A 25,351-nucleotide genomic window follows, 5' to 3' on the forward strand; every position below is an offset into this window, starting at 1 on the left:
GTTTTACTCTATCTTGTTGCCAAGTGAGCGGACGTAAAAGAATAGTTAAGTTTGTATTGGTTTTGTAAATGACATTTGTTAAAAATAAAAAAAATCGGCAACTTAATGGCCGATTTTTTAAAAACCTCTATTCATTTCAGAACTCTATGCAGTATAACAACACCTTTAGATCACATAGGTAAAACAATCACTGCGATACATAATCTTCGAATATTCAAGCACTGCACCGGTTTTCTTATCTACACATCCAGATTCTAAGAGTAAAAGGGGTACAAGACTAGGACATTTCAATAAGTCACGTTCTACTTTACTTGGAAAAATGACACTCAATTGGCTGCGCGTCGATTGAAAATCTGTGTATCCTTGTTGTCGATAATAGTCAAAAATAGAGTGAATTTCCTTCCCATCCTTCTCAATATTTTCAAAAAGGGATTGAGGTAAAAAAGATGTATGAACAGCAATTGGACAGTCCTCAACGATTCGTAATCGGCTAATCTTATACACAGTGTCTTCAAGTTTCACTTGCAACGTATGATAAATGGAAGAATCGTATGGAATTTTTTCACAGGATAGATTCATAGTCCTAGAATCATACTTTAATTCCTTCATTTTTTCAGTAAAACTCACATCTCCGGTTAAAATAAGTGGTATTTGAAGTTTTTGATTTTGAACATAGCTGCCTTTTCCTTGCTTTGAAAAAATATAACCAAGTTCCTGCAGGCGCTCATACACCTTTCGAATCACCATTCTTGGTACTTTATACAGATCGGCTAGTTCATTTTCAGATGGTAACTTGTCATTCGGTTTATATTTTCCTTCCCGTATTTCCGAAATCAACCGATCTACTAATAAAGTTTTTTCAGACATCAAGGCTTTGCTCCTTTCGAAATCAAATCTATGTCTAGTATATCGCCAGAATATAAAATAAAAGTTAAGCCTATGTAAATTATTGATAACAGATGGAATCATATTTTTAGTCCTTAAGAAAAAGCCCTAATACAGGACTAGGACTGTCACAACACTTATCCATGCTTTTTTAGGAACGCGTCTACATCATTTAATTCATCAAAATGGGCTTCAAGTTTTTTCCTTGGCCAATCCCACCAGGCAATTTCAAGTAATCGATCAGCTGTTTCTTTTGAAAACCTTCTTTTAATCGGCTTGCCAGGAACACCCACGATGATCGTATAAGGCTCGACGTTTTTCGTGACAACCGACCCAGATCCAACGACTGCTCCGGTACCAATCTCTACGCCCTTCATAATAATCGCACCATGACCGATCCATACATCATGACCAATTTTTACGGTTTGAGTCCTCCGCCAATTAAAAAGGGCTTCATCATCCTCCTTGGCAAAGTCATATGCTACCTTTCGATAAGTCATATGGTGCTGACTGACTCGGTCCATAGGATGCTGGACCGGATTAATACATACGTGGGACGCAATCGAACAAAACTTCCCTATTTCTGCATAGTTAACTGTTACATCATCCATCGTGTAGGTATAATCACCAAATGTCGACTCGATGATATGATTATTTTCTCCAATCGAAGTCCATTCCCCCGCATAACTATTAATAATATAACTGGAATCAGCGAAGCTTGGAGTGATGGATAACTTTTTTTCTTTTTTGGGCTGATAAATAAATGGCATAGGAATGTTCAGCTCCTTATTTAGATGATTCTTTTTTTCCGGTCCGCTCTCTTCTCGCTACTAACGCTTCAAAAGTCTCCATTCCTGGGCTTTTACTCCCAATTAGTACAGGTTTTTCTCCATATTCACCGTGAAAATCAGATCCACCAGTCATGATTAAGTCATACTTCCTTGCCAGCTGTTTGGCTTGTTCCTCATGTTTCTTATCATGCAACGGATGCCAAACCTCAATTCCCTGCAATCCAGCTTCCACTAAATCCGGCACCATTTCAAAGTTTCCATACTGACCCGGGTGAGCAAGCACCGGTACTCCGCCAGCAAGAAGAATCGCCTGAACTGCTGTTTTGGCGTCCATATATTCCATTGGAATAAAAGCAATCCCCGGCTTCTCACCATTTTGTCCGCGATTAAATAATTTTTTATAAAGTGGACCATAAATGGAATCGGTATATCCTGCTTCAATCAATGCATGCATGATATGCTGCTTGTAAACTCCTGTCCCTCCATGAGCAATTTCCTTACAGCGCTCCCATGTGATCTTATATCCTGCAGCGATTAATCTTTCTACCATTTCCTCCGAGGCTCTGTGTCTATTGTTAACGAGTGGTTGACAAATCGTTTCAATTCCATCATGACCAGGTTCAATAAAATAACCGAGGATGTGAACACGGCGGCCTCTTTCAAAATCAAACCCTGACATCTCAATGCCTGGAATGACTTCTATTCCATATCTCTTTCCTGTTTCAACTGCCTCTTTAAGACCTTTCGTGGTGTCATGGTTCGTAATCGCTAAGTGCGAAACCCCTTGTGCAAGAGCTAACTCCAAGACTTCCTCAATCGACAATGGACAATCTGAAATATTCGTATGACAATGTAACTCAATTTTCACGCAGGTCCCTCCTTTATCTTTGCTATAAGAATAACTTGGTACCAAGTTATATAGTGTTAATTGTGAGTAAATTGTTTGTAAAGGCTCTTTTCTTAAACTTTGTTGCTTTTTGAAATTTTGCTCACCATTTCACAATACCAATAAAAAATTCATAAAATAAAACAGGCATGATTCATCAAAATTGAATCATGCCTGTTTTTTTCAATTATAAAAGAAACCCGATAAAACTCATCCTTTTACTAACTCCAATTTCACTGGCCATTCTTCAAGATTATAGGCCATATCCCAAAACATATATTCAAGCTGACAGCTTAGTAAGAAATGTTGTTTCATTTTTTCTTTTTCTCTTTCTGGTGCGTCCTTCGCCCACTCATCCAATAGCGCGCAAAATTTTGTAGTAATGGAATCTGTAATCATTCCGTAGAAAGTGATCCATTCATAAAATGGATGTGATGGATCCGGATGAATCTCTTGTAATAGTTTTTTCCCAATTTCCCAATATGTCCATGGGCATGGTAATAAAACAGCTAAAATTTCTCCTAATGTTCCCTCATGAGCAACGGTAAGCATATGACGTGTATAATGAAGTGCGGATGGTGCTAATGGGTAACCTTGTAGTTCTTCGTATGGCACACCGGCAACTTGACAAAAGTTGTTGTGCGGATGGATTTCACTGTTTAAGATAAATGAAATTTGCTGATTAAACATATCCATATCTTCACGATTCTCACACTTCGAAACTGCTACTCCATAAATTCGAATAAAAGCATTTAAATATTCAAAGTCTTGTTTCACATAATGAATCAACTGCTCCTTTTTTAAATCTCCATTGGCAATGCCTTGGACAAATGGATGTTCAAAAATCGCATTAAAGATTGGATTTGCTTCATTTCTTAGATTTGCAGAAAAACTCATAACATCAGCCCCCTTATTGGTATTAACGGGAAGACTCTAGTTGGAGCAAAAAATGGTAAAAACGAAAAAACCGCCCCAAAAATGGAGCGGTAGAATAATTGACAATATCCTGACACAGACTCCACTTTCCTACGCTAGTATGAACTAGATCAGGTTCAAAGGGTCCAGGATCATACCTGTCTCAGCCATAAATGGCTCCCCTAGTGGTCTTCCTATTAAATTACTATTAACTCTACATATGCAATCTACTGAAGTCAATCATTAATTATCATAAAAATCTAACTATTTACTAGATAGCAGCTCCCCGAAACACTTTTACACTTCCTTTTAACGACTGACTTTATAGAGTTTAGTTAACCTTAGAAATAGTATTGCAATATAATCGCCATGGTTGTAATCGAATTAACACCTCCCTGTTCTTTTTCTCGGAATATTCTATGTTACGATTATTAAAAATTAGCAACCAAAGAACATGGAGGGTAAATGAATGCTTAAGAAATTTGTATCGATTTTAGCAGTTGCTGTACTCTCAGTAACTGTAAGTGCTAATGTTCAAGCTGCATCGATTACAGTACAAAAAGGAGACACTCTTTGGGCTCTATCGCGTGCAAACAACATGTCTGTGGAATATATCCAAAAGTTAAATAATCTTACATCAGATCTAATACATCCTGGGGATGTACTAACCGTTGCCCCTGAAAAACGCTATACGGTTATACAAGGCGACACCTTATGGGACATAGCAATGGCACATCAAGTAACAGTTCCACAACTGAAGGAATGGAATCAATTACATAGCGATTTGATCCATCCTGGATTAAATCTAGTAATCTTTGAAGGTTTAAAACCTACTACTATTTCTTTAACAAATAAATCAGAACAACCTGCACCACCAACAAAAACAGAAAGTACGCCTGTAGTTGAGGCACAAGCAACTCCTGCGCCGTCTGAAAGTACTCCTGCAGCGGAAGCGCCAGCAGTAGCGCCGGCACCAATTGAAAGTGCCCCTGCAGTAGAAGCCGCTGCACCTGAATCAAAAGAAATTATCGTTGAAGCAACAGCCTATACCGCTTCTTGTGAAGGCTGCTCCGGTATTACGGCTACTGGAATTAACCTTATAGAAAATCCAAATCAAAAGGTCATTTCCGTTGATCCATCTGTTATCCCGTTGGGAAGTAAAGTGTATGTAGAAGGCTATGGTGAAGCAATCGCCGGAGATACTGGCGGAGCCATTAAAGGAAATAAAATTGATGTCTTTATTCCTTCTAAACAAGATGCCATCAATTTTGGAAGAAAACAATTAAAGGTAACCATATTGAACTAACACTAAAAACACTGCAACACCTTATATGATAAGGGATTGCAGTGTTTTTTTGCAGTAAAAGAACAGAGAAACCGTAGCGTATCTACTTCCTTTTAGTTAAGGGGGTTTTTCCTCAAATGAGGAACCTAGTAAAAGTAAAATAAGCGGAGACTTTCCGGTTAAATGCAGAATGGAGTGCGTTTTTAGGGAAATAAGCGGAGTTTTTCCGGTTATTCATTGCAAAATCGCCTATTTTCATCATTTTCTAGTCAATAGGCGGAATTTCTCCGTCTATTTAAGCAACTTTTTATCTTATTTTCTAATTAAGCGGAATTTTTCCGTCTATTCATCAATCGGGTGCTTAACCTGATCACCCAACCGATAAGAGCGGATTCTCTTGGTCCCAGATGCGGGGATCAGCATCTTTTTATCGACAAGTTGAGAAAGAAAATTTTTACCGTCTTATCACTTAGATTCAAATACTTCTCGACTTCTATAGGGGATATTTCTTCTCCTTTTCGAATCGCTAGTCGAAGAACTTCCTTTTCGAGTAAGGACAGTGATGCCTGGTCAAGTTCATCACTCACCCAGCGCCCAATCACTTGCTGAACGATTTGTTGGCATCGACGAGGCTTCTCATTCACTTGGTCATAAGAAAAGCGGATCACAGTCCATCCATCAATCACTAGCTGGTTTTGACGTTCCAAGTTGTCTGAAAATTTCCATCTACTTATGTTCTTTAGATGAGGGCCATATCCGTCGACTTCAAGGCAAATTCGGATGGCGGGACGAATATAAGCAAAGTCCAAATACCTTTTGCCATCCTTGAAATCATCAACTTCATATTCTGGATGAGATATTTGAAATGGTAAAATGCTGGCCACCACACTTGCTTCAAGAACAACATTTCAGCCTGATTGTGACCTTCTCTTAAGCGCCCCAACCGTTCACCGCTTCTTGCCTGCAAGTGAGTATTCAAAAAGGTCTGGTATTCTTCTCAAATCCCATAGTATCCCTTCTCCTACCTATATATATATATGTAAAAACTACTTAAAATCTAATAGATCCACAACATGGGTATACATAATCGAGGCCAAGTACGAATTATTTATACTTTTGAACTTCTGACAAATTTTTAAAATTAAAGAGTATTAAAGCGAGTGAAATTAGAGGTTTAATGTACAATTGGAGAATTGTACATGACAAATAAAGTAGCTAAGATAAAAGGAATAACCAGAGGATTGAACTATTTTGGTTTATCAAATTCTTATATTTGTCAATCCATTTTCTTTATCCTTCGACAATACCACTCTTATCATATTCCTGCCTATTGTTAAACTCTGAAAAAAAAGACGATTCGGGGGGAACGAATCGTCTTTGTGTATTATATATTTGCGATTCGAGGGGGACGAATCACCTTGTTACCTGTTATGCAGTTGCTTTTGCCTTACCTTTTCCAACTGTTTTGCGGATGAATGGTACCACCCAGTGGTCTAAGCCGTAACGGCCTGCGTTGTAACCTGCAGTCAAGATGATGAAGCCTAAGAAAATATCAGTTGGGTTATGAGAAACAGTTCCTGCTAAGAAGAAGCTGAAGTTCATGACTAGACCAAAGAACATTGCTGCTGTTGTTAAACATCCAAGCATAAGACCTAAACCGATTAATGTTTCGCCCCAAGGAACGATGAAGTTGAAGACATCGATGTTTGGCAGTGCAAAGCTTTCTAGGAAGTTTACATACCAGCCGTACACCATGTTGCCATCTGGACCAGTAACTGGTTTTGCAATTGCTCCTTTTAAGAATCCAGAAGCGTCGAATCCGCCAGTAATTTTATGAAAACCTGCTGTGAACCAAGCATAGCCAAGGTATAAACGAATAATTGTTAAAATAGCTGCTGAAACTTTATTTTCTCTTAAAAAATGATTAAACATTTTTCATTCCTTCTTTCAAATTTATCTTGTTCTCTATACTTACACTATAGTGGATTTCAACAGTTAATAACATGGGTGTAGTGTTAAGTTCACAGTTTGTTTGAAATGTTATGGCGGAAGTTTGAACAAGACTAAAAGAAGACGAATAACTACTATTATTTTATGTAAATCAGTTTGGCAATCCTTTTTCTTCCTATTTAAGGTGCCTTAATTCTTCTATAAAATATTGTTCTATGATTCTCGTATCATCTGGATGGAATAAATGTGCTGATTTCTCTGCCCAAATAAAGTTCTTCCCCTTTTTTGCATTCAACTGTTTGAAATAGTCTTCTACTAAACTTCCATGCACATGAAAATCCTTTCTTCCATGTATGAAAGTAACAGGCATTTCCATTTCCTTAACACTTTTGAAAAAATCATTCTCTGCCAATTCTTCGATGAATGCTTGCGTGTAAATGAGCTTGAAACCATGATAATACGAATGGACAATGTCCATTAGTGTATAATCTTCGGATTGAAACATAGGTTTTGAAACTCCAAGTAATCCTGGATGCTTTACATCTTTATCGGTATAAATCAGTGTATTAAATTTTCTCTGCCATTTTCTTAAAACGCCCCATTGCTGAAAACTTTCTACAAATGGGGGCTCACCAATCGATTCTAGCTCTAGTAATGCTTTATTATTTCCCCTCCGCTTTGCCTCTTCCTTTATCCACTTTAACGCCAACCTGTCATTTTCTGTCCAACTGACAATTTGTGATATGCCTACATAGGAATAAAACTTCTCCGGATATTTGGCTGCAAGCTCTAAACTAATCGTTGAGCCCCATGAATGCCCTGCCAGAAAGATCTTTTCTTTATTAAAGCGCTGTCTTAAATAATCAGTAAGCTCATTGGCGTCTAAGACAAATTGGTTGATATTCATAGACTCTGGCGATATGTTTTGATGATAAGACTTGCCTGTTCCGCGCTGATCCCAAAAAACAACAACAAAATGCTTCACTAATTCCCTCGTATTGGTGACGATAGTATAATCACGCCCTTTTGATGAAACACCAGGAAGCGGCATAGTGGGACCGCCATGTACAACTAATAGGATGGGATTATTTAGATTCTCCCCTTGCAATAATATCGATTGCTGTATCCCTCCTATATAAATTGTCTGAACAGTGCTTAATCCTTTTTCAGATATGATAAAGTCTGGCTTTTTTGTAAAAATCCCCGCCACTTATCGACGCCCCCTTCTTAATTTTGCATGTTTGTTTTCTAAATTCAGTATAAGAGAATGGGAAAAATTTGGAAATACCATTTCTCAAGATTTAGCGAATAATAAAGACTTACCCATTTTTCTCACTTAGTTACATAAATAATGTGTTAATGAGAAAAACAGACCTTAAATAAGAATATTGGCTTGAATTAAAATTAGAGTTGATTCTAAAAACAAATTAACGAAAAACAAAACATTCTAGTTGACATTTAATTGCTTCTATACGATAATAACAATTGTATTAGAATTATTCTAATTTAGGTTTTATTTTATTTGAGGAAAAATTTACAAAACATATACTTAGGAGGAAATTAATCATGTCATTAATCGGTAAAGAAGTACAAGCATTCACAGCTAACGCATACAAAAATGGAGATTTTATCACTGTTTCAGACGAAAACTTTAAAGGTAAATGGAGCATTGTTTGCTTCTACCCAGCAGACTTTACATTCGTTTGCCCTACTGAATTAGAAGACCTGCAAAACGAATATGCAACATTACAAGATCTTGGTGTAGAAGTATATTCTTGTTCAACTGATACTCATTTCACACACAAAGCTTGGCACGACAACTCACCAGCTATCGGCAAAATTCAATATACAATGATTGGTGACCCATCTCAAAGACTTACTCGTGCGTTTGATGTACTTGACGAAGAAGAAGGTCTTGCACAACGTGGTACTTTCATCATCGATCCAGACGGCGTAGTACAAGCGATGGAAATCAACGCAGACGGTATCGGCCGTGATGCAAGCACACTTGTTAACAAAATTAAAGCAGCACAATATGTTCGCAACAATCCAGGCGAAGTTTGCCCAGCTAAATGGCAAGAAGGTTCTGAAACACTTAAGCCAAGCCTTGACCTAGTAGGAAAAATTTAAGGAGTAGATTTCATGTTACTAGATGCAGATATTAAAGCACAGTTATCCCAATATCTTAATATGATGGAAGGCGAAGTCCTTCTCAAAGTCAGCGCTGGTTCCGATGATGTATCACGCGACATGCTGCTGTTAGTAGACGAACTAGCTGCCATGTCCTCGAACATTAAGGTTGAGCATACAGAATTAGAGAGAACACCAAGCTTTAGTGTAAATCGTATCGGCGAAGATACTGGCATAACTTTTGCTGGTATACCTCTAGGACACGAATTTACTTCATTAGTATTGGCTCTCTTGCAAGTCAGCGGAAGAGCACCGAAAGTCGATCAAAAAGTTATTGATCAAATTAAAGCGATTAAAGGTGAATATCACTTTGAATCCTACATCAGCTTGACTTGTCACAACTGTCCTGATGTTGTCCAAGCCCTAAACTTAATGAGCCTTCTCAACCCTGGTATTACTCATACCATGATTGACGGAGCAGCTTATAAAGAAGAGGTTGAAAGCAAAAACATCATGGCTGTTCCAACTGTTTTCTTAAATGGAGAAAACTTTGGCGGCGGACGCATGACGGTTGATGAAATTCTTGCAAAGATGGGTTCTGGTGTAGATGCATCCGAGCTTTCTGATAAGGAACCATTCGACGTACTTGTAATCGGAGGCGGACCAGCGGGTGCTAGTGCTGCAATCTATGCGGCACGTAAAGGCATTCGTACCGGTCTAGTCGCTGAACGCTTCGGCGGTCAAGTGATGGACACAATGGGTATTGAGAACTTTATCGGTACGAAATATACAGAAGGTCCAAAAGTGGCTGCAAGTCTTGAAGAACATGTCAAGGAATACAATGTTGATGTGATGAATTTACAGCGTGCCAAGCGTCTGGAAAAGAGAGATCTCGTTGAAATCGAACTTGAAAACGGCGCGATTCTAAAAAGTAAAGCTGTCATCCTCTCAACTGGTGCCCGTTGGCGTAATGTTAACGTCCCAGGGGAAGCTGAGTTCAAGAACAAAGGTGTAGCTTACTGTCCTCACTGTGACGGTCCATTGTTTGCAGGAAAAGACGTAGCTGTAATTGGCGGCGGTAATTCCGGTATTGAAGCAGCCATTGACCTTGCAGGTATTGTGAATCATGTAACTGTTCTTGAGTTTGCACCAGAGTTGAAAGCTGACTCTGTTCTGCAAGATCGTCTGAACAGTCTGCCAAACGTAACGGTTATTACCAATGCGCAAACAAAGGAAATTACCGGTACTGACAAAGTAAATGGTATTACCTATATTAACCGTGAAACTGGAGCAGAGAAGCACATCGAATTGCAGGGTATCTTTGTTCAAATCGGTCTTGTACCAAACACTGATTGGTTAGGCGATAGTATTGAACGTACCCGCTTCGGAGAAATCGTTGTCGATAAGCATGGCGCTACAAATGTCCCTGGTGTTTTTGCAGCCGGCGACTGTACCGACAGTGCTTACAAACAAATCATTATCTCAATGGGATCAGGTGCGACTGCAGCCTTAGGTGCATTCGATTACCTAATCCGCAATTAATGTTTTTTAACATACGTAAGAGCCTAATTCCTATACGAATTGGGCTCTTATTATTTATCCGGACATTTTTTAAAAGGCGGGCTTCTATGTCATTGAAGCACACTGCCTAATCTATATTGTTAATAGCTTGTTCTATTTTTTCTGATGACTCATTAATTTTATTAATATCAACAGCATCAATCGGTTCATCATTAAGCTGGTATTTTTCCTTTAACGATAAAATTCGATAAACACTATCATTGATTTGCTTTTCAGAGATATCACCATTTTGAACTGCATTTAGAACAGCACGCAGCACCTTTTCCTGATTCTCATAGCCATGACAAACTAAAACAATATCATTTCCAGCCTGTATAGCTTTGACAGCGGCATCCCCAATCTCATAGTTTTTTAAGATAGCTCCCATGGTCAAATCGTCCGTAATCACGACTCCCTTAAACTTTATCTGCTCCTTTAAAAGACCTGTAATAACTTCTCTAGATAACGAAGAGGGATAGTTTTGATCAATTTTTGGAAGTAAAATATGGGCGGCCATTACCATATCTGCATCTTGTTCAATGGCTTTTTGAAATGGGATGAATTCTAAACTTGTTAACCTGTCTAAGTCGTGTTCGATAACAGGCAAGCCTTTATGAGAATCAACATCTGTATCGCCATGACCAGGAAAATGTTTGATGACAGGAATGACATTCTTCCCCTGTATGCCCTTCATTTCTGCTAACCCCATTTCGGTGACAACCTTTTCGTTATTCCCAAAGGATCTTTCACCAATAACAGGATTATTAGGATTACTGTTAATATCCAACACCGGGGCCATCGTCATATTAAAACCAAATGCACCGACCCTCTCACCAATTGCCACCCCAACTTGGTCTGCAATTTTCTTACTATTGACGTTCCCAATGACTGCACTTTTCGGTAGATTCTTTATTTCTGGCGGCATCCGAGAAACGAGTCCACCCTCTTCATCAACCGAAATAAAGATGGGAAGCTTACTTGTCTCAGAATTAATTTCTTTGATCTGATTAGTTAATTGAACTAATTGATTTGCATTATTAATATTTTCTCTAAATAATATCATCCCGCCAATATGATGATCCTGAATAAATTTAATGGTTTTATCGGTTAGATGGTCCTCTTCAAGCCCAAACATGAGCATTTGTCCGACCTTTTCCTCCATTGTCATGGACTCAATTTGGTCCTTTTCCGCATCAGAGTTTTGTACGTTACAAGCACTTAAGCTGATAACAAGGGCGATACTAAACAGAATGTACATGAACTTTTTAAACATAAACTTCATCCAATCATTCCCTAACAATAGTTTTTTCCTCTTCTAAATTTAGCATAGTATATTTGCCGAGAAATATGAAATTTTTGAAAGCCACTACAAAAGAAAAAAAGCTAAGATGCACGAACTACCCCACCGTGCCTCTTAGCTTTTTTTGTGATTTTATTTGATACATATTTTTATCAGCTATTTTTAATAGATCATCAAAACATTTCCCATCGTTTGGGTAATGTGCTGAACCGATAGAAACACTTATGTTTATTTCATTACATGACAGCTGTTTCAAATGCTGATGGATATTGGCAAGCAGACTATCCAAATCTTCCTTATGCTGTATATCCGGCGAAAGTATTAAAAACTCATCCCCGCCCCAGCGGGCAACTATGTCTGTTTTCCTGACACTTTTCTTCAATTGGTTTGTGATAAGAATTAAAAACTCATCTCCGGTTTTATGTCCAAAACGATCATTGACTGATTTAAAGTCATTTACATCGAGGAGCAGAATAGCAAAACGTTGATCTTTCTGTTCTGATCTAGTTTTAATCGCTGCAAAAGCAGATTCAACATATCTTCTATTATATATTCCAGTTAGCGGGTCATTTTCAGAATAAAACTTTGCTTTATCATATTGCTTCCCAATCCACCAAGCAATTGGAAGCAATAGTGGTAATTCAATATACTCAATCCAATTCACAGAACCATCTAATAAAAAATTAATCACAATATCGATTAAATTTATTACGAAAACTAATAAGGATGTAACGATTCTACCTTTATAGTTCATCTCTCTCATCATCCTTTTTTACTTAACCTACCCAAGTGGAAAGGCTGCTGCTTTTAGCACGATCATTATAAGATTTCATTTGATTTATAATGGCTATTTTTTTCTCTTCATTCTTAAAGAGGCTTAGAAAAACATCGGTAATTTCAGGATCAAAATGCGATCCTTTACTTTTTCGAATCTCTTTTAGGGTAGATTCTAAATCGGTTTCCTTCCGATAAACGCGTTTTGATGTCATGGCGTCAAAAGAATCAGCAATCGCTATAATTCTAGAAACGAATGGTATTTCCTCTCCTTTTAATCCTTTTGGATAACCATTCCCATCATAACGCTCGTGGTGATATAAAACGATGTCAAGAATACCATCTTTATTAAAATCTGAAACGTGTTTGATCATTTCATAACCGATAACTGGATGTCTTTTTATGATGGTATATTCCTCGAGGGATAATTTACCAGGTTTCAACAATATATCTTCAGGGATTCCAATCTTTCCAATATCATGTAATAAACTCCCTTTGTATACTGTTTCAATTTCATGTTTCGATAATTTCATTTCTTTCGCGATTTCTCTAGCGTAAAAAGCTACATTTTGAGAATGATTAGAGGTGTAAGTGTCCCTTGAATCTAAAGCCTTCGTAAGAGCTAAAATGGTCTCTAGCTCATCTTCTTTAATTTTTTGATTGCTTTTCATTAAAGAAACCGAAATAAACATGATAATCAAATAACAAACCTCAAGAATAAGGAAAGATAAAAGGGTGGTAAAGTCTGGTTCCGGTATAAACCTGCATATGACAATTAATGTCGTCACTGATACTAAAAACCAAGCGGACTTATCGTAATAGCCGATTCCTAAAAAGATAGTGGCAAGAATAAATAAAAGGTATAAATGGTCCTCATGAAAATGAATGTAGTGAAAAGTCACACTAAGTAAAAGGATAATAATAAATCCAAATCGAAAAAAGATAGGATTGCCTAACCATTTATTTAACTGATCATACATCTCTTATTACTCCTATCGTAAAAATACATGCTCTTATGATACTGAACACCCTATGTCCATCAATCTTACACACATCCAGTACATAGTGCTATTTTACTATAGAAATAGAGCAGATAGATTGTTTTTTACGTAATAGAAAAAATTAGTAAAAACGGCGGTCCGGGTTACCGAACCGCCGTACATGTACTGCTATTAGGCAGTTGCTTTTGCGTTGTTTGTAGATTTTTTGTTGATGGTTTTACGGATGAATGGAACCACCCAGTAATCTAAACCGTAACGTCCTGCGTTGAACCCTGCAGTCAAGATGACGAAGCCCAGGAAAATGTCTGTTGGGTTATGAGAAACTGTTCCTGCTAGGAAGAAGCTGAAGTTCATCACAAGTCCAAAGAATATGGCTGCAGTTGTTAAACATCCAAGCATAAGACCTAAACCGATTAATAGTTCACCCCAAGGAACGATGAAGTTGAAGACATCAATGTTTGGTAACGCAAAGCTTTCTAAAAAGTTAACATACCAGCTGTACACCATGCTGCCATCTGGACCTTTAACTGGATTTGCTACCGCATTTTTTAAATATCCTGAAGCGTCAAATCCGCCTGTGAGTTTCCCGTATCCTGCTGTGAACCAAGCGTATCCAAGGTATAAACGAATGATTGTTAAAATAGCTGCTGAGATTCTATTTTCTCTTAAAAAGGTGTTAAACATAAGTCATTCCGCCTTTCAAAATTAACTTGTTCTTTATACTTACACTATATTGGATTTTGCTGGTTAATAACATGGGTATAGTGTTAAGTTCACAGTTTGTTTGAAATGATTTGACGGATTTTTGAACAGCATTTTTAACTACCTTTATTCACACTCTCAACAAATGGTTATGCTATACTTTAGAAAGTTTGGTTTATAGAGAGGAGTTACTTTTTTGGAGTTATTAGAGTCAAAAGCAAAAACAAAATCAACTTACATATATCTTTTTATTGCAGGGATTGTCCTTGTAGCCTTTAATTTACGCCCAGCGATTACATCATTAGGGCCACTGGTTGGTATGATTCAGGAAGATGTTGGCCTCGCCCATTGGAGTGCCGGTTTATTGATGAGTTTGCCATTAGTAGTTTTCGCTGTCATGTCTCCCCTTGTTCCTAGAATTGCCATTCTGCTGACAAATGAACGTACCTTAATTATTGGCTTAACAGCTCTTATAATTGGAATCTCCATTCGGTCAATTCCGACGACTTTCTTCCTTTTTGCGGGAACCCTGTTGGCAGGTTTAGGGATTGCCATTGGAAATGTTCTTTTACCGGCCATTGTCAAGGATAAATTCCCTCACAAATTCGGTTTAATGACAAGCGTCTATTCAACATCGATGGGACTGGTCGCATCGTTAGCATCTGGAATTAGTGTACCTTTAGCTATAAATTTAAACCTTGGCTGGCAAGGAGCCCAAATCGTATGGGTGATTCCTGCGGTAGTGGCAATCCTCGTGTGGGTCAGTCTTCACAAAAGCAGTTCAAAGGATCATAAAGTTTTAAAACAGCAGACGGGTACAAACTCAAAAATGTGGCGTACACCTCTTGCTTGGCAAATTGCCATATTTATGGGGTTTCAGTCATTTTTATTTTACGTAACAATTTCGTGGCTACCTGAAATCTTACATAGTCAAGGAATGAGTATGGAAACTGCTGGATGGATGCTATCCTTTACCCAACTAGTAGGTTTACCCGCCAGCTTCTTTATACCAGTCCTCGCAGGACGGTTTCAATCCCAAATTTGGTTAGCATTCGGATTAAGTATGTGCTCAGTGGTTGGCTATAGTGGATTACTGTTAGGCACATCATATCCGATTTTAATCGTAAGTATTGTCTTAATTGGATTAACATTGGGAGGAGCCTTTCCCTTAGCTCTCAGTTATATCGGTCTTCGAGCTCGAAATGCAAAGCAAGCGGCTGAGTTATCCGGTATGACCCAATCAACAGGTTACATCCTGGCAGCAATTGGACCATTATTTATTGGCTATTTATATGATTTAGCGCAATTGTGGACACTCCCCCTCATTACACTTATTATTATTTCAGTGGTGGTTATGATATTTGGAATGTTGTCTGGCCGTGATCGGTATGTTTAAGCTCGCCCTATCAAGAGGTGAGCCTTTTTATATTTAAGGGAATGGGAAAATATTTTGATTCCCATATCCTGAACTTATTTGCACTCAAGGGAATCAAAACCTCTTTTTAATTCCCTCAGAATAAACTTTTCACCAATCTGGGAACCAAAACCTCTTTTTGATTCCCTCGCCACGAACCTTTCACCAATCATGGGAACCAAAACCTCTTTTTGATTCCCTCAGCACGAACCTTTCACCAATCATGGGAACCAAAACCTCTTTTCATCCTGTCTGACGTCTGTCTCTTTCCTTAATTTAAACATTCCAACAGAAGATAATTTGCAGAAAAAGAGACCGAAGGAAAAATCCCTCGGTCTCTTTGCATAGTAAACAATTATTTTGTTTCAGCTGCAACAGCTTCTTCTTCTATAACTGCTGTTACTTCAGTTTCCAATTTAATAGCCTCTTCCGTCGCTTCAGTTACTGCTTCAACCGTTTCTTCAGCAGTTACTTCTTCCGTCGCTTCTTCATCAGCTAAAACTGCTGAATTGTCTGCTGCATGTGCTGTAGCATTTTCGCTTGCATTTACACTAGCTTGAGATTTCGCTTTGTTAGCTGCAGATGGGTTTACTTTTTCAGCCTCAGTTACTTCTGCCTCTTCTTCAACAACTTCAGTTTCTTCTGTTTCAGTATCAACTGTTACTGTTTCTGCATCAGCCACTACATCTTCTGCAGCCTCTTCAGATTCGACTCCAGTTTCTACTTCAACAGCTTCTTCTGCTACTGCATGGACAGCTGAATTTGCAGCTGCATGTGCTTTTGCATTTTCGCTTGCTTTTACACTAGCTTGTGACTTTGCTTTGTTAGCTGCAGATGGGTTTACTTTTTCAACCTCAGTTACTTCTGCCTCTTCTTCAACAACTTCAGCTTCTTCTGTTTCAGTATCAACTATTACTGTTTCTGCATCAGCCACTTCTTCTTCAGCAGCCTCTTCAGATTCAACTCCAACTTCTACTTCAACAGCGTCTTCAACAATAACATCTTCTGCTACTGCATGGACAGCTGAATTGGCTGCTGCACGTGCTTTAGCATTTTCGCTTGCATTAACACTAGCTTGTGACTTTGCTTTGTTAGCTGCAGATGGGTTTACTTTTTCAACTTCAGTTACTTCTGCCTCTTCTTCAACAACTTCAGTATCTTCTGTTTCAGTATCAACTGTTTCTGTTTCTGCATCAGCCACTACATCTTCTGCAGCCTCTTCAGATTCAACTTCAGCTTCTACTTCAACAGCATCTTCAACGATAACATCTTCTGCTACTGCATGGACAGCTGAATTTGCTGCTGCATGTTCCTTAGCATTTTCGCTTGCTTTTACACTAGCTTGTGACTTTGCTTTGTTAGCTGCAGATGGGTTTACTTTTTCCTCTTCTTCAACAACTTCAGCTTCTTCATCATCTTCAGTGTTTACAATTGCATCCGTTTCAAATTCGATGTTCTCGGAATCTTCGTCTTCGTCCTCATCTTCATCATCTTCATTTCTTAAAACGGAGTCGGAGTCAGCATCTGTTTCTTTTTCCTCGTCTTTTGCCGAGTCATCCTCATCCTCATCCTCCGTTTTGGCAGCTACATCATTATCAACGTCAACTGCTTCTTCCGATTTAGAATCTGCATTCGTATCCACTTCTGTTTCCTCAGTCTCAGTTGTTACTTCCGTTGCAAGATCAAGGACCGGTGTTACTTCAACTTGTGGTTCTTCTACCGGCACTTCTTCTTTGACTACTTCTTCCGCAGCCGCGTCATCTGCTGGTTCTCCCTTGCCATGAACAGCTGAATTCGGGGCAGCATTCAATTTTGCCGTCTCACTTGCATGAACGCTTGCCTGTGACTTGCTGGCTTTTTCTTCATTTGGCTTTACTTGTACGCTTGCTTCATTCTTTGCCTGTACAGCTGGTGCTGCTGGAACAGCTGGTTTAACATTCACATTAACCTTTGCGTTATTGGATTGTTTCACTTGAACGTTTTTTTCAGCCTTCGCGTGATCTGGACCTGCTGCCTCAGTAAAATGACCTCCAGCAAAAATTCCAAACGATAATGCTCCTGCAAGTACAAAAGATTTAGCAACTTTATTCGGGTTTAAGTAATGTTTCATTTTTTAATTCGCTCCTTTTATTATCATGATCCGTGGCATTTAGCTGCGGGTTACATTTTTTAATAAAGGAGCTTTTTCTGGCGGTGGTGCCGGTGGAGCATTCACCCATTGAGTATTCATCAAGGCTAGCCTTGAAAGGTAAGGCTGGATCAGTTTCATTTCAACGTAGGTATCCCAATCAAACCATTTATCCAACAAGTTACTAGTATTTAAACCCTGAATGACCCGATCATGAGATTGTCCTCCAGAACTGTTATTTCGTTGGGTTTGGTTCACCATCTGCTTAAAAACCTCTTCCTTGCTGGTCGGAACTTTTTCCGGCACATGTTCGACAGGTACTGATTTTGTTATAGCTGAGTCTTCCCCCTGAGGTTCGACTGTACCCCGTTTCGCTTCTTCGACCTCTACTTTCTTTTCAGTAGTTTGAAAAGAAGATATAGGATCCAGCTTTTCTAGTAACATTTGCCTTTTTTTCTGCACAGCTTCTGCTCTATCATGACCTGTTTCCTCTACAGTCTTTTCTGGCTTACCATTCCCTCTTGCCTGATCTGGCAAACTTTTTAACATGTCCTGGTTAGGATTACCTTTGGCTTGCGGCTGTTTTGCTTCAGCCTGATTAACACGCGCATGTTCAGGTATTGCAGCTTTTTCTGGTATAGTAGCTTGTTTCGGTTCTACAGCCTCTTCTGGTACAGCTGCTTGTTTCGGTACTACCGCTTTTTCTGGAACAGCCTCTTGTTTTGGCACTGTCTTTTCTAGCGGTTTTACTTGTTCAGCTATTGCCGGGACGTTTATTTTTACAGCGTTATTATTACTTTTTTCAGAAGGATGAGCTTGTCCCTTTTGAGAAGCAAGTTCATTATTCTCAGCAAAAGCGTTGTCTGGAAAAAGAATCGCTGCTCCAACCATTAGTGCTGATAGTAGAAATTGGCGGAAGTGCACGATTTCACCCCCTTTCAACGTATTGTGGTGTTCATCGATAATCTTCGAGTAGAAATGTCGTTTTTTGTCCTTTCTTTTATAAAACGATTCTTTTCACCTAATGATTTGGAATAGTTTGGCAGGTTTTAACATCAAAAAGACGATTCGAGGGGGATCGAATCGTCTTTTTGTACCACTGCTGTTTATGCAGCTGCTTTTGTGCTGTTTGAAGATTTTTTGTTGATGGTTTTACGGATGAATGGAACTACCCAGCGGTCTAAACCGTATTTTCCTGCGTTGAATCCTGCAGCTAAGATGATGAAGCCTAAGAAAATGTCAGTTGGGTTATGAGAAACGGTTCCTGCTAAGAAGAAGCTGAAGTTCATCACTAGACCAAAGAACATAGCAGCTGTTGTTAAACATCCAAGTATAAGCCCTAAACCGATTAGTGCTTCGCCCCAAGGAACGATGAAGTTGAATAAATCAATATTTGGTAACGCAAAGCTTTCTAGGAAGTTAACATACCAGCTGTAAACCATGTTGCCATCTGGGCCTTTTACTGGATTTGCTACTGCATTTTTTAGGTAACCGGAAGCGTCGAATCCACCTGTGATTTTATGAATACCTGCTGTAAACCAAGCGTAGCCAAGGTATAAACGAATAATAGTTAAGATCGCTGCTGAGATGTTGTTTTCTCTTAAAAATTTGTTAAACATAAGTCATTCCGCCTTTCATATCTAACTTGTTCTCTACACTTATACTATATTGGAAATTGATGGTTAATAACATAGACATAGTGCTAAGTTCACAGTTTGTTTGAAATGTTTTGACGGAATGTTGAACAGTAGAATTAGAAGGTACTTCGCGTTTTACTGCTTCAGTGGGACCAAATCTTTTACCATTTTGATGCTATTATACGATAACGTGTTATCGTCCCTCACTGTTACGAATCAAAGCATTGTTGAAGGGTAAATACAACATAACAATATATTAAAATCATTTACCTTTTTTTCAATTTTTCTACTTTTCAAATGCCCGTTCACAACAATGTGGAACTATGCTACTATCGTGAAGGTTTAGGAAAAAATATATTAAAACATACTCAGATTCATGCCTTCCGAACCACTATCAAAAAAATACATGAGGTGTATGATGGAAGCAAAAAAACTTAATCACAAGGAAAATACGAAACTTCTAATGGACATTGTTAATCTTAAGATAAAGCAACTTGAATTATATAGCCGAACAGGTCCTAATAGTTCCGAATATGTGAGCCTTTCAATCCAACTAGAAAAGCTAATGAATGTATACTTTGAGGAAAAAGTGGCACAGCTTATCTAAACAGCAAGAGACCAGCTTGATAGCAGCTGGTCTCTTTTATATTCACCCCGGCTTCTATCACACTCCGACGTATCAATCCTCAGAAAAAACAACCCTAAGAATTGTGATTTCTAGGGTCATTTTCAAATGAAAGATTTAGTTCTTCAAAGCATTAGCAAACTTCTTCGTAATTAACTGTGGTCTTGTAATGGCTCCACCAACAACCACTGCATGGACACCAATATCTAACACGGACTTAGCAATCTCTGGAGTTGACACATTGCCCTCTGCTAATACCTTTGCGTTTCTCACTACCTTTACAATTTGGCTTATGACTGCATAATCATGGTCGTCGATTGTCAAGCCATTTGTTTCTGGCGTATAGCCATATAAAGTCGGTGCAACAAAATCAAAGCCTAACTCATCGACAAACATCGCTTCTTCGACTGTAGAAACGTCAGCCATTAATAACAGATGAGGATACTTGGAGCGCACTTCCTTATAGAATGTCTCCAAATCACTACCATCTGGGCGCGTGCGGTTTGTTGCATCTGTCGCGATAATTTCGCAATGTGTTTCAGCCAAGTCATCAATTTCCTTCATCGTAGGCGTAATAAATACTGGATGGTCATCGTATACTTTTTTTATGATGCCTATCACAGGCAAGTTGACTTGTTTTTTAATTTCAATAATATCCGCGACAGAGTTGGCACGGATGCCAACCGCTCCGCCTTCTTTTGCCGCTAGTGCCATTCTCCCCATAATGAAAGCACTATGCAAAGGCTCCCCTTCTAAAGCCTGGCAGGAAACAATTAAACCTTTTTTAATCTGTTCTAACACTTGTTGCAAGCAAACCACTCCTTTACTATAGAAATTAATGTCCTAAATACTCTTCGACTTCGTTTTTCACAATCGTCACTTGAGGTCCGTAGATAATTTGCACACCTGTCCCCGCTTTCACGATTCCTTTTGAACCTGTCTGTTTAATCACATCTTCCTGAACCAAGTTTTCGTTCTTAATCGTAACACGAAGACGGGTCGCACAGCAGTCAACAATCTCTATGTTTTCGCTTCCACCTAATCCCTCAACAATTGTTTTCGCCCGATCTGTTGCGGAAACTTGTGCTGCGGCCTTTTCTTCCTTGTCTTCTCGGCCAATCACTTTGAAGTTCTTCCAACGAATTAAGAATTTAAAGGTGAAATAATATAGGAAGAACCAAGGAATCCCGACAACTAATACATATGGCCAGTTTGTTTTATCAACACCCTGAAGAATTCCAAAAAGAATAAAATCAATGAATCCGCCAGAGAAGGTTTGTCCTACCGTGACATTGAAAATATCTGCCATCATAAACGCAAATCCGTCAAAAATAGAATGAACGAGATATAATAGTGGTGCCACAAATAAGAAACTAAATTCTAGCGGCTCCGTTATCCCTGTTAAGAATGAAGTTAATGCAGCGGATAAAAGAATTCCCGCTACTGCTTTTTTATTTTCCTTTTTCGCACAATGATAAATCGCTAAAGCAGCACCTGGTAAACCGAACATCATGGTGATGAAGCGGCCTGACATAAATCTAGATACCCCTTCGTAATACTGGGTCGTTGAAGGATCCGCCAATTGAGCAAAGAAGATATTTTGTGTACCACTAATTAACTTACCGCCAATTTCCATCGTCCCACCAAGAGCCGTTTGCCAAAATGGCAAATAGAAAATATGATGCAAGCCCATTGGTCCAAGCATACGTAGAATAAACCCAAATAAGAGGGTACCAATTTCGCCAGTACCTGTAACGAGATTTCCTAACTGATTAATAAACATTTGGAAAAAAGGCCAAATCACAAATAATACTGCTCCGACAAAAATCGAAGCAAAGGAAACCACGATTGGAATAAATCGAGAGCCCCCAAAGAAGCCTAACACTTGGGGCAGCTGAATTTTATTGTATTTATTATGCAAGGCTGCAGCTACAATCCCGATAATAATCCCGCCGAATACACCGGTTTCTAACGTCTGAATCCCAACTGACATCCCCTGACCTGCCCCAGCTAAATTATCTTCCGCTAGTTTTCCAGTCAAGCTGAGTAAAGCACCAATAGTACTGTTCATAACAAAATAACCAATCATTGCTGCCAGTCCCGCCGTTCCTTTATCTGAACGCGCTAAACCAATCGCAACCCCTACAGCAAAGATAATCGGCAAGTTTGCAAACACGATACTCCCTGCAGCACTCATGATTGTAAAGATGGCCTGAAGCCATGTGATATCTAAAAACGGATAAGCTGAAACCGTATTTGGATTCGAAAGGGCTCCGCCAATTCCCAATAACAAACCAGCTGCTGGTAATACGGCGATGGGAAGCATAAACGATTTCCCAAATTGCTGAGCTTTCTCAAATGCCTTTTTCATAGATGATAACCTCCCTGTTGTTTTAAACGTATTAGTTTGGGAATTTTCGGCTGTATCATATTGTCACTTCAGCTATATTTCAATGGAGTTTCATCTGTCTTAAACCCTTTTCGTCCTTCTCCTGGTTTGGATTGAAATGTTTACAGAGAGGGGGGCTTCTTTTCAATGCTTCTCCTTTTTATCTTATCCCATTTCCTAGCTTTATTTACATTATGTTTCTACCTGCTCTATTCAATCCATAAACATTTCATTAGAAAAACACCCCTACCTAAGTTTTTCGGTCATTCCATATGAAAATGATAATTATTTTTTTCCATGGCCATGTCCTTATTGCCCACATTTCTATATATAAAGGGTGAAAGGAGGTGATCACGATGGCACAAGCAGTTATAGCAACATCGAAATTACGGTTGGTTTTTCAGGTGGGAATGGATGACGATGGAAAACCACTGCTGAAGGCGAAGACTTTCAGCAATATCCACAAATCTGCGACTCCAGATCAAATGTTACAAGCAGCGCAGGCCATTATCGGTTTGTCAGGAGATACTCTCAGAAATATTGAGAGAATCGACAATTCTGATTTACTAGCGTAATCAAAAAATACAAATAAGATAGGAGGTGAAGAAAATGGCTAAAACATTAGAGTTAGAATTTGTGACCGACTTTGGTAAACCGGCTCGTTTAACGATTGAAAGTCCGAAAGAGCCAATTGAAGAAGCAGTAGTGAAACAAGCAATGGAGGAAATGATTGCTTCCGGAGTTTTTACTTCAACAAACGGAAATTATGCTTCTGTTAAGGGTGCACGCGTCATTGATCGCAATGTTACAGAATATGAAATAGTTTAATAGAGCTGAAAAAGGCCGGGTTCTGGTGGAATCCGGCCTTTAAATCAATATGAAAGGAGTGAAAGTCGTGGAGCAAATGATCCCTCTCATCAGTGAGGTTGGATTTCCAATCGTGGTCACCCTCTATTTGCTATATCGGATTGAGTCGAAGCTTGATATGGTGGTCCAATCGATTCAAAATCTCCCAGAACGTATGAAAGTGTAATTGCAAAACTTAATAGAACCTTAAAGCTTTGTTCATAGTTTGTTCATATTTTAGAGGTAAGATAGATTTATGTAAGAGGACAACCTTTTTATTCTCTCTTCCATAAACCCCCTTTTATAGATTTTTATTTTTAGATTCGGCAACTGGCCGAATCATTTTTTTTAGGCTCTTTTCTATACTTTATTGTTTTTGAAAACAAAATTTAATGGAAATGCTAAAGTTCTGCAGAAAATACATATTTTATATAAGAAAAGAGCTGCAAACTCAATTCAAAAGCAACAAAATACCTATTTCCACGTTAAAATCGGCTTTAAGATTTTAACAACATTTTTTACGAAAACAGCCTTTATTCATGAGATACGAGCCACATTATTTTTTCAGCCAGCAGCCTTGAAATGTTTTCATTCAACATCCCTTCCTTTGTATGAGCTGGGGTAAGGCAGCAAACCTTCCCTTTACCATAGGGATGCTTCCAACCTGCGATCGTATCCCCATCCACTCCCGTACTCCGAAGGTAGACTTCCGTATTTGCCTCATCACAATGGACAAAATAAAGCTCATCGGCAATGGTAAATGTTGCATCTTTGCCTTTATAGATTACTTCTTGGAGTCCCGGCGGATGGTAGTCAAAAGATCCTCGCAGCAATTGAGTGTAATGGGTGTGACGTGGATATCCAGCCATGCCTGCATGCCAAGCCAGGATACTGCCGCCGTTTTTAACATAGGTTTCTATCTTTTCATCTGCTTCCTCTGTTAACCAAGTGATGATATGTTCATCTTTTGGGTTAAGCTTGTTCATTTTTGCATTAATAAAAAGGTCTGGTTTCGTTTCTAATGCCTCTACAACTTCCTCATAAGTAACGTACTGCAGTTCAAATTCATCTTTGTTCGGTAATCTTTTGATTGCTGCTTCTAATGCTGCCTTTGCAGCCTCACCATCATGCCAATAATCTCCTACTAATGCTATGATTTTTGCCATTCCATCTCTCCTACTCTACTTTTAGTATAAAAGTTTCCTTTTAAATAGATTGTTTCTTTTGGTATTAAAAAATACAATGTTGTAAAATTATGGTAACATTAAAACATCTTCAATAAAGGAGGTTTTACGTTTATTTTCTCGCAAAAGAATTTATTTTTGTCGATGGTAGCTATCTTGTTTTTTACGGGCATTATTTGTATTTCGCTTAGTATGATAGGGTGGGGTCTCGTTATACTGATTTCTTTGCTCATTATCCACACTTCGGCAGCAAAACACCGCGCCTTTACCGCATTATTACTCTCTTTTCTGGTGGGCCTTTTGATATTTCAATCTGCTTTTGCCTATATCGAAGACTGGGACTTATCAGCAAAAACAAAAACGATACTAAACAGAAGTTTGCTTATCATCATCATTGCTGGGTTAGTATTTACGCAACTATTCTATAAGCAAAAAATAGTTATCTTTTCACAGCTTCCAAATTGGAACAGCACCATCACACTGCCATTTCATACGATTAAAGTATCCTACTTTTTAATCATCGGTTTAGCAGGCTCTAGCACACTATTAATACCGATGTTCCTGAATCAGGAAATAAGTGATATCATATCAATGGTACTATTCGGTATATTGTTCGCCATCATAAACGCTACGCTTGAAGAAATCATTTGGAGAGGCATTCTGCTTTCTAGTATAAGAAAGTATGTATCCACGTTTTATGCAATCATGATAACGAGTCTCGGGTTTGGTCTTCTACATATTTCAATTGGGATACCGCTGCTAATAAGTTTACTATTCTCTTTCGGAGGCCTGTTTTATGCAATCGTCGTGTTAAAAACGAATAGTATCTATCCAGCAATCATTTTTCATATCGTTATAAATTTAGGAATGGTTTTCAATGGATGGATCATTTGAACTGCCTTCTAATTTAAAAAACACCCTCCTAACGTTCATATTGTAAAAATACGAT

27 protein-coding genes and 1 riboswitch are annotated in these 25,351 nt (G+C 38.6%); of the genes, 10 read left to right on the forward strand and 17 right to left on the reverse strand.

Annotated elements, in window-relative coordinates:
- Positions 1–165: 165 nt before the first annotated feature.
- The 4 genes from AC2TFD_RS27075 to tenA all read right to left on the reverse strand — a co-directional run bounded on the left by AC2TFD_RS27075 (position 166) and on the right by tenA (position 3,459).
- Complete coding sequence (locus AC2TFD_RS27075; protein ID WP_335509209.1) at positions 166–867, reverse strand: GntR family transcriptional regulator; 702 nt, start codon at positions 865–867, stop codon at positions 166–168.
- 155 nt (positions 868–1,022) lie between these two features.
- Complete coding sequence (locus tag AC2TFD_RS27080; RefSeq protein ID WP_335509211.1) at positions 1,023–1,655, reverse strand: DapH/DapD/GlmU-related protein; 633 nt, start codon at positions 1,653–1,655, stop codon at positions 1,023–1,025.
- Between the two features lie 16 nt (positions 1,656–1,671).
- On the reverse strand, positions 1,672–2,544 hold the full coding sequence (locus tag AC2TFD_RS27085) for a PHP domain-containing protein (RefSeq protein ID WP_484674323.1): 873 nt from the start codon (positions 2,542–2,544) through the stop codon (positions 1,672–1,674).
- 228 nt (positions 2,545–2,772) lie between these two features.
- Positions 2,773–3,459, reverse strand: coding sequence for a thiaminase II (gene tenA, locus AC2TFD_RS27090; RefSeq protein WP_484674324.1), 687 nt, complete (start codon positions 3,457–3,459; stop codon positions 2,773–2,775).
- Between the two features lie 109 nt (positions 3,460–3,568).
- A riboswitch (TPP riboswitch) is annotated at positions 3,569–3,671 on the reverse strand.
- A gap of 275 nt (positions 3,672–3,946) precedes the next feature.
- Between tenA and AC2TFD_RS27095 the strand changes: the two genes are divergently transcribed.
- Entirely contained in the window at positions 3,947–4,783 is an 837-nt protein-coding gene (locus AC2TFD_RS27095) for a LysM peptidoglycan-binding and 3D domain-containing protein (RefSeq protein WP_335509216.1), read from the forward strand.
- 395 nt (positions 4,784–5,178) lie between these two features.
- Here the strand turns inward: AC2TFD_RS27095 and AC2TFD_RS27100 are convergent, their stop codons facing one another.
- Positions 5,179–5,646 (reverse strand): hypothetical protein, encoded by a 468-nt coding sequence (locus AC2TFD_RS27100; protein WP_484674325.1) that lies wholly within the window; start codon positions 5,644–5,646, stop codon positions 5,179–5,181.
- A 315-nt stretch (positions 5,647–5,961) separates the two neighbouring features.
- On the opposite strand from AC2TFD_RS27100, the gene AC2TFD_RS27105 reads away from it, so the two are divergent.
- Positions 5,962–6,099 (forward strand): hypothetical protein, encoded by a 138-nt coding sequence (locus tag AC2TFD_RS27105; RefSeq protein WP_484674326.1) that lies wholly within the window; start codon positions 5,962–5,964, stop codon positions 6,097–6,099.
- 91 nt (positions 6,100–6,190) lie between these two features.
- Here AC2TFD_RS27105 and AC2TFD_RS27110 read toward each other — a convergent pair whose 3' ends face one another.
- Both AC2TFD_RS27110 and AC2TFD_RS27115 read right to left on the reverse strand, forming a co-directional pair.
- Positions 6,191–6,694, reverse strand: a complete 504-nt coding sequence (locus tag AC2TFD_RS27110) for a DoxX family membrane protein (protein WP_335568678.1) — start codon at positions 6,692–6,694, stop codon at positions 6,191–6,193.
- A gap of 193 nt (positions 6,695–6,887) precedes the next feature.
- Positions 6,888–7,922: an alpha/beta hydrolase gene (locus tag AC2TFD_RS27115; protein WP_335568677.1), complete on the reverse strand. Its 1,035-nt coding sequence runs from the start codon at positions 7,920–7,922 to the stop codon at positions 6,888–6,890.
- Between the two features lie 356 nt (positions 7,923–8,278).
- Here AC2TFD_RS27115 and ahpC point away from each other — a divergent pair, with 356 nt between their 5' ends.
- Together ahpC and ahpF are read left to right on the forward strand one after the other, a co-directional pair.
- Positions 8,279–8,842: an alkyl hydroperoxide reductase subunit C gene (ahpC, locus tag AC2TFD_RS27120; RefSeq protein WP_335509227.1), complete on the forward strand. Its 564-nt coding sequence runs from the start codon at positions 8,279–8,281 to the stop codon at positions 8,840–8,842.
- 12 nt (positions 8,843–8,854) lie between these two features.
- Positions 8,855–10,384: an alkyl hydroperoxide reductase subunit F gene (gene ahpF / locus AC2TFD_RS27125; protein WP_335568676.1), complete on the forward strand. Its 1,530-nt coding sequence runs from the start codon at positions 8,855–8,857 to the stop codon at positions 10,382–10,384.
- Between the two features lie 106 nt (positions 10,385–10,490).
- Here ahpF and nagZ read toward each other — a convergent pair whose 3' ends face one another.
- From nagZ to AC2TFD_RS27145, 4 genes are all read right to left on the reverse strand, one after another.
- Positions 10,491–11,675, reverse strand: a complete 1,185-nt coding sequence (nagZ, locus tag AC2TFD_RS27130) for a beta-N-acetylhexosaminidase (RefSeq protein ID WP_335568675.1) — start codon at positions 11,673–11,675, stop codon at positions 10,491–10,493.
- A 124-nt stretch (positions 11,676–11,799) separates the two neighbouring features.
- A complete protein-coding gene (locus AC2TFD_RS27135; RefSeq protein WP_335568674.1) occupies positions 11,800–12,456 on the reverse strand; it encodes a GGDEF domain-containing protein in 657 nt (218 codons plus the stop codon).
- Positions 12,457–12,478: 22 nt separating this feature from the next.
- Positions 12,479–13,456, reverse strand: a complete 978-nt coding sequence (locus AC2TFD_RS27140) for an HD-GYP domain-containing protein (protein ID WP_335568673.1) — start codon at positions 13,454–13,456, stop codon at positions 12,479–12,481.
- A gap of 192 nt (positions 13,457–13,648) precedes the next feature.
- The gene (locus tag AC2TFD_RS27145) at positions 13,649–14,161 is read right to left on the reverse strand and encodes a DoxX family membrane protein (RefSeq protein WP_335568672.1); all 513 of its coding nucleotides are present in this window, start codon (positions 14,159–14,161) and stop codon (positions 13,649–13,651) included.
- A 214-nt stretch (positions 14,162–14,375) separates the two neighbouring features.
- Here AC2TFD_RS27145 and AC2TFD_RS27150 point away from each other — a divergent pair, with 214 nt between their 5' ends.
- Entirely contained in the window at positions 14,376–15,575 is a 1,200-nt protein-coding gene (locus tag AC2TFD_RS27150; protein ID WP_484674327.1) for a CynX/NimT family MFS transporter, read from the forward strand.
- A 373-nt stretch (positions 15,576–15,948) separates the two neighbouring features.
- Here the strand turns inward: AC2TFD_RS27150 and AC2TFD_RS27155 are convergent, their stop codons facing one another.
- The 3 genes from AC2TFD_RS27155 to AC2TFD_RS27165 form a co-directional block, all read right to left on the reverse strand.
- The gene (locus AC2TFD_RS27155) at positions 15,949–17,703 is read right to left on the reverse strand and encodes a hypothetical protein (protein ID WP_484674328.1); all 1,755 of its coding nucleotides are present in this window, start codon (positions 17,701–17,703) and stop codon (positions 15,949–15,951) included.
- 39 nt (positions 17,704–17,742) lie between these two features.
- Positions 17,743–18,645 (reverse strand): hypothetical protein, encoded by a 903-nt coding sequence (locus tag AC2TFD_RS27160; protein ID WP_335568670.1) that lies wholly within the window; start codon positions 18,643–18,645, stop codon positions 17,743–17,745.
- Positions 18,646–18,827: 182 nt separating this feature from the next.
- Positions 18,828–19,340, reverse strand: coding sequence for a DoxX family protein (locus tag AC2TFD_RS27165; RefSeq protein ID WP_335511208.1), 513 nt, complete (start codon positions 19,338–19,340; stop codon positions 18,828–18,830).
- Positions 19,341–19,776: 436 nt separating this feature from the next.
- Between AC2TFD_RS27165 and AC2TFD_RS27170 the strand changes: the two genes are divergently transcribed.
- A complete protein-coding gene (locus AC2TFD_RS27170; protein WP_335511206.1) occupies positions 19,777–19,965 on the forward strand; it encodes a hypothetical protein in 189 nt (62 codons plus the stop codon).
- 135 nt (positions 19,966–20,100) lie between these two features.
- On the opposite strand, the gene AC2TFD_RS27175 is transcribed toward AC2TFD_RS27170, so the two are convergent.
- Positions 20,101–20,793 (reverse strand): N-acetylmannosamine-6-phosphate 2-epimerase, encoded by a 693-nt coding sequence (locus AC2TFD_RS27175; protein WP_484674329.1) that lies wholly within the window; start codon positions 20,791–20,793, stop codon positions 20,101–20,103.
- A gap of 25 nt (positions 20,794–20,818) precedes the next feature.
- On the reverse strand, positions 20,819–22,354 hold the full coding sequence (locus tag AC2TFD_RS27180) for a maltose/glucose-specific PTS transporter subunit IIC (RefSeq protein ID WP_335568668.1): 1,536 nt from the start codon (positions 22,352–22,354) through the stop codon (positions 20,819–20,821).
- A gap of 374 nt (positions 22,355–22,728) precedes the next feature.
- Here AC2TFD_RS27180 and AC2TFD_RS27185 point away from each other — a divergent pair, with 374 nt between their 5' ends.
- From AC2TFD_RS27185 to AC2TFD_RS27195, 3 genes are all read left to right on the forward strand, one after another.
- Entirely contained in the window at positions 22,729–22,947 is a 219-nt protein-coding gene (locus AC2TFD_RS27185; RefSeq protein WP_335511200.1) for a DUF1659 domain-containing protein, read from the forward strand.
- 34 nt (positions 22,948–22,981) lie between these two features.
- Entirely contained in the window at positions 22,982–23,200 is a 219-nt protein-coding gene (locus AC2TFD_RS27190) for a DUF2922 domain-containing protein (RefSeq protein WP_335511199.1), read from the forward strand.
- A gap of 67 nt (positions 23,201–23,267) precedes the next feature.
- Positions 23,268–23,405 carry a YvrJ family protein gene (locus AC2TFD_RS27195; protein WP_335568667.1) on the forward strand — a complete coding sequence of 46 codons (138 nt, stop codon included), beginning with the start codon at positions 23,268–23,270 and terminating at the stop codon, positions 23,403–23,405.
- Between the two features lie 346 nt (positions 23,406–23,751).
- On the opposite strand, the gene AC2TFD_RS27200 is transcribed toward AC2TFD_RS27195, so the two are convergent.
- Positions 23,752–24,384 (reverse strand): ThuA domain-containing protein, encoded by a 633-nt coding sequence (locus tag AC2TFD_RS27200; RefSeq protein WP_484674330.1) that lies wholly within the window; start codon positions 24,382–24,384, stop codon positions 23,752–23,754.
- A 318-nt stretch (positions 24,385–24,702) separates the two neighbouring features.
- Between AC2TFD_RS27200 and AC2TFD_RS27205 the strand changes: the two genes are divergently transcribed.
- Positions 24,703–25,296: a CPBP family intramembrane glutamic endopeptidase gene (locus AC2TFD_RS27205; protein ID WP_484674331.1), complete on the forward strand. Its 594-nt coding sequence runs from the start codon at positions 24,703–24,705 to the stop codon at positions 25,294–25,296.
- Positions 25,297–25,351 lie beyond the last annotated feature (55 nt).

It is taken from the genome of Neobacillus sp. plas4 (genome assembly GCF_057221695.1).

Coding starts and splice junctions, on each gene's coding strand:
- AC2TFD_RS27075 (WP_335509209.1), bottom strand. CDS start 867: ATGTCTGAAAAAACTTTATTAGTAGATCGGTTGATTTCGGAAATACGG.
- AC2TFD_RS27080 (WP_335509211.1), bottom strand. CDS start 1,655: ATGCCATTTATTTATCAGCCCAAAAAAGAAAAAAAGTTATCCATCACT.
- tenA (WP_484674324.1), bottom strand. CDS start 3,459: ATGAGTTTTTCTGCAAATCTAAGAAATGAAGCAAATCCAATCTTTAAT.
- AC2TFD_RS27095 (WP_335509216.1), top strand. CDS start 3,947: ATGCTTAAGAAATTTGTATCGATTTTAGCAGTTGCTGTACTCTCAGTA.
- AC2TFD_RS27105 (WP_484674326.1), top strand. CDS start 5,962: ATGACAAATAAAGTAGCTAAGATAAAAGGAATAACCAGAGGATTGAAC.
- AC2TFD_RS27110 (WP_335568678.1), bottom strand. CDS start 6,694: ATGTTTAATCATTTTTTAAGAGAAAATAAAGTTTCAGCAGCTATTTTA.
- ahpC (WP_335509227.1), top strand. CDS start 8,279: ATGTCATTAATCGGTAAAGAAGTACAAGCATTCACAGCTAACGCATAC.
- ahpF (WP_335568676.1), top strand. CDS start 8,855: ATGTTACTAGATGCAGATATTAAAGCACAGTTATCCCAATATCTTAAT.
- nagZ (WP_335568675.1), bottom strand. CDS start 11,675: ATGTTTAAAAAGTTCATGTACATTCTGTTTAGTATCGCCCTTGTTATC.
- AC2TFD_RS27135 (WP_335568674.1), bottom strand. CDS start 12,456: ATGAACTATAAAGGTAGAATCGTTACATCCTTATTAGTTTTCGTAATA.
- AC2TFD_RS27140 (WP_335568673.1), bottom strand. CDS start 13,456: ATGTATGATCAGTTAAATAAATGGTTAGGCAATCCTATCTTTTTTCGA.
- AC2TFD_RS27145 (WP_335568672.1), bottom strand. CDS start 14,161: ATGTTTAACACCTTTTTAAGAGAAAATAGAATCTCAGCAGCTATTTTA.
- AC2TFD_RS27155 (WP_484674328.1), bottom strand. CDS start 17,703: ATGAAACATTACTTAAACCCGAATAAAGTTGCTAAATCTTTTGTACTT.
- AC2TFD_RS27165 (WP_335511208.1), bottom strand. CDS start 19,340: ATGTTTAACAAATTTTTAAGAGAAAACAACATCTCAGCAGCGATCTTA.
- AC2TFD_RS27170 (WP_335511206.1), top strand. CDS start 19,777: ATGGAAGCAAAAAAACTTAATCACAAGGAAAATACGAAACTTCTAATG.
- AC2TFD_RS27180 (WP_335568668.1), bottom strand. CDS start 22,354: ATGAAAAAGGCATTTGAGAAAGCTCAGCAATTTGGGAAATCGTTTATG.
- AC2TFD_RS27185 (WP_335511200.1), top strand. CDS start 22,729: ATGGCACAAGCAGTTATAGCAACATCGAAATTACGGTTGGTTTTTCAG.
- AC2TFD_RS27190 (WP_335511199.1), top strand. CDS start 22,982: ATGGCTAAAACATTAGAGTTAGAATTTGTGACCGACTTTGGTAAACCG.
- AC2TFD_RS27200 (WP_484674330.1), bottom strand. CDS start 24,384: ATGGCAAAAATCATAGCATTAGTAGGAGATTATTGGCATGATGGTGAG.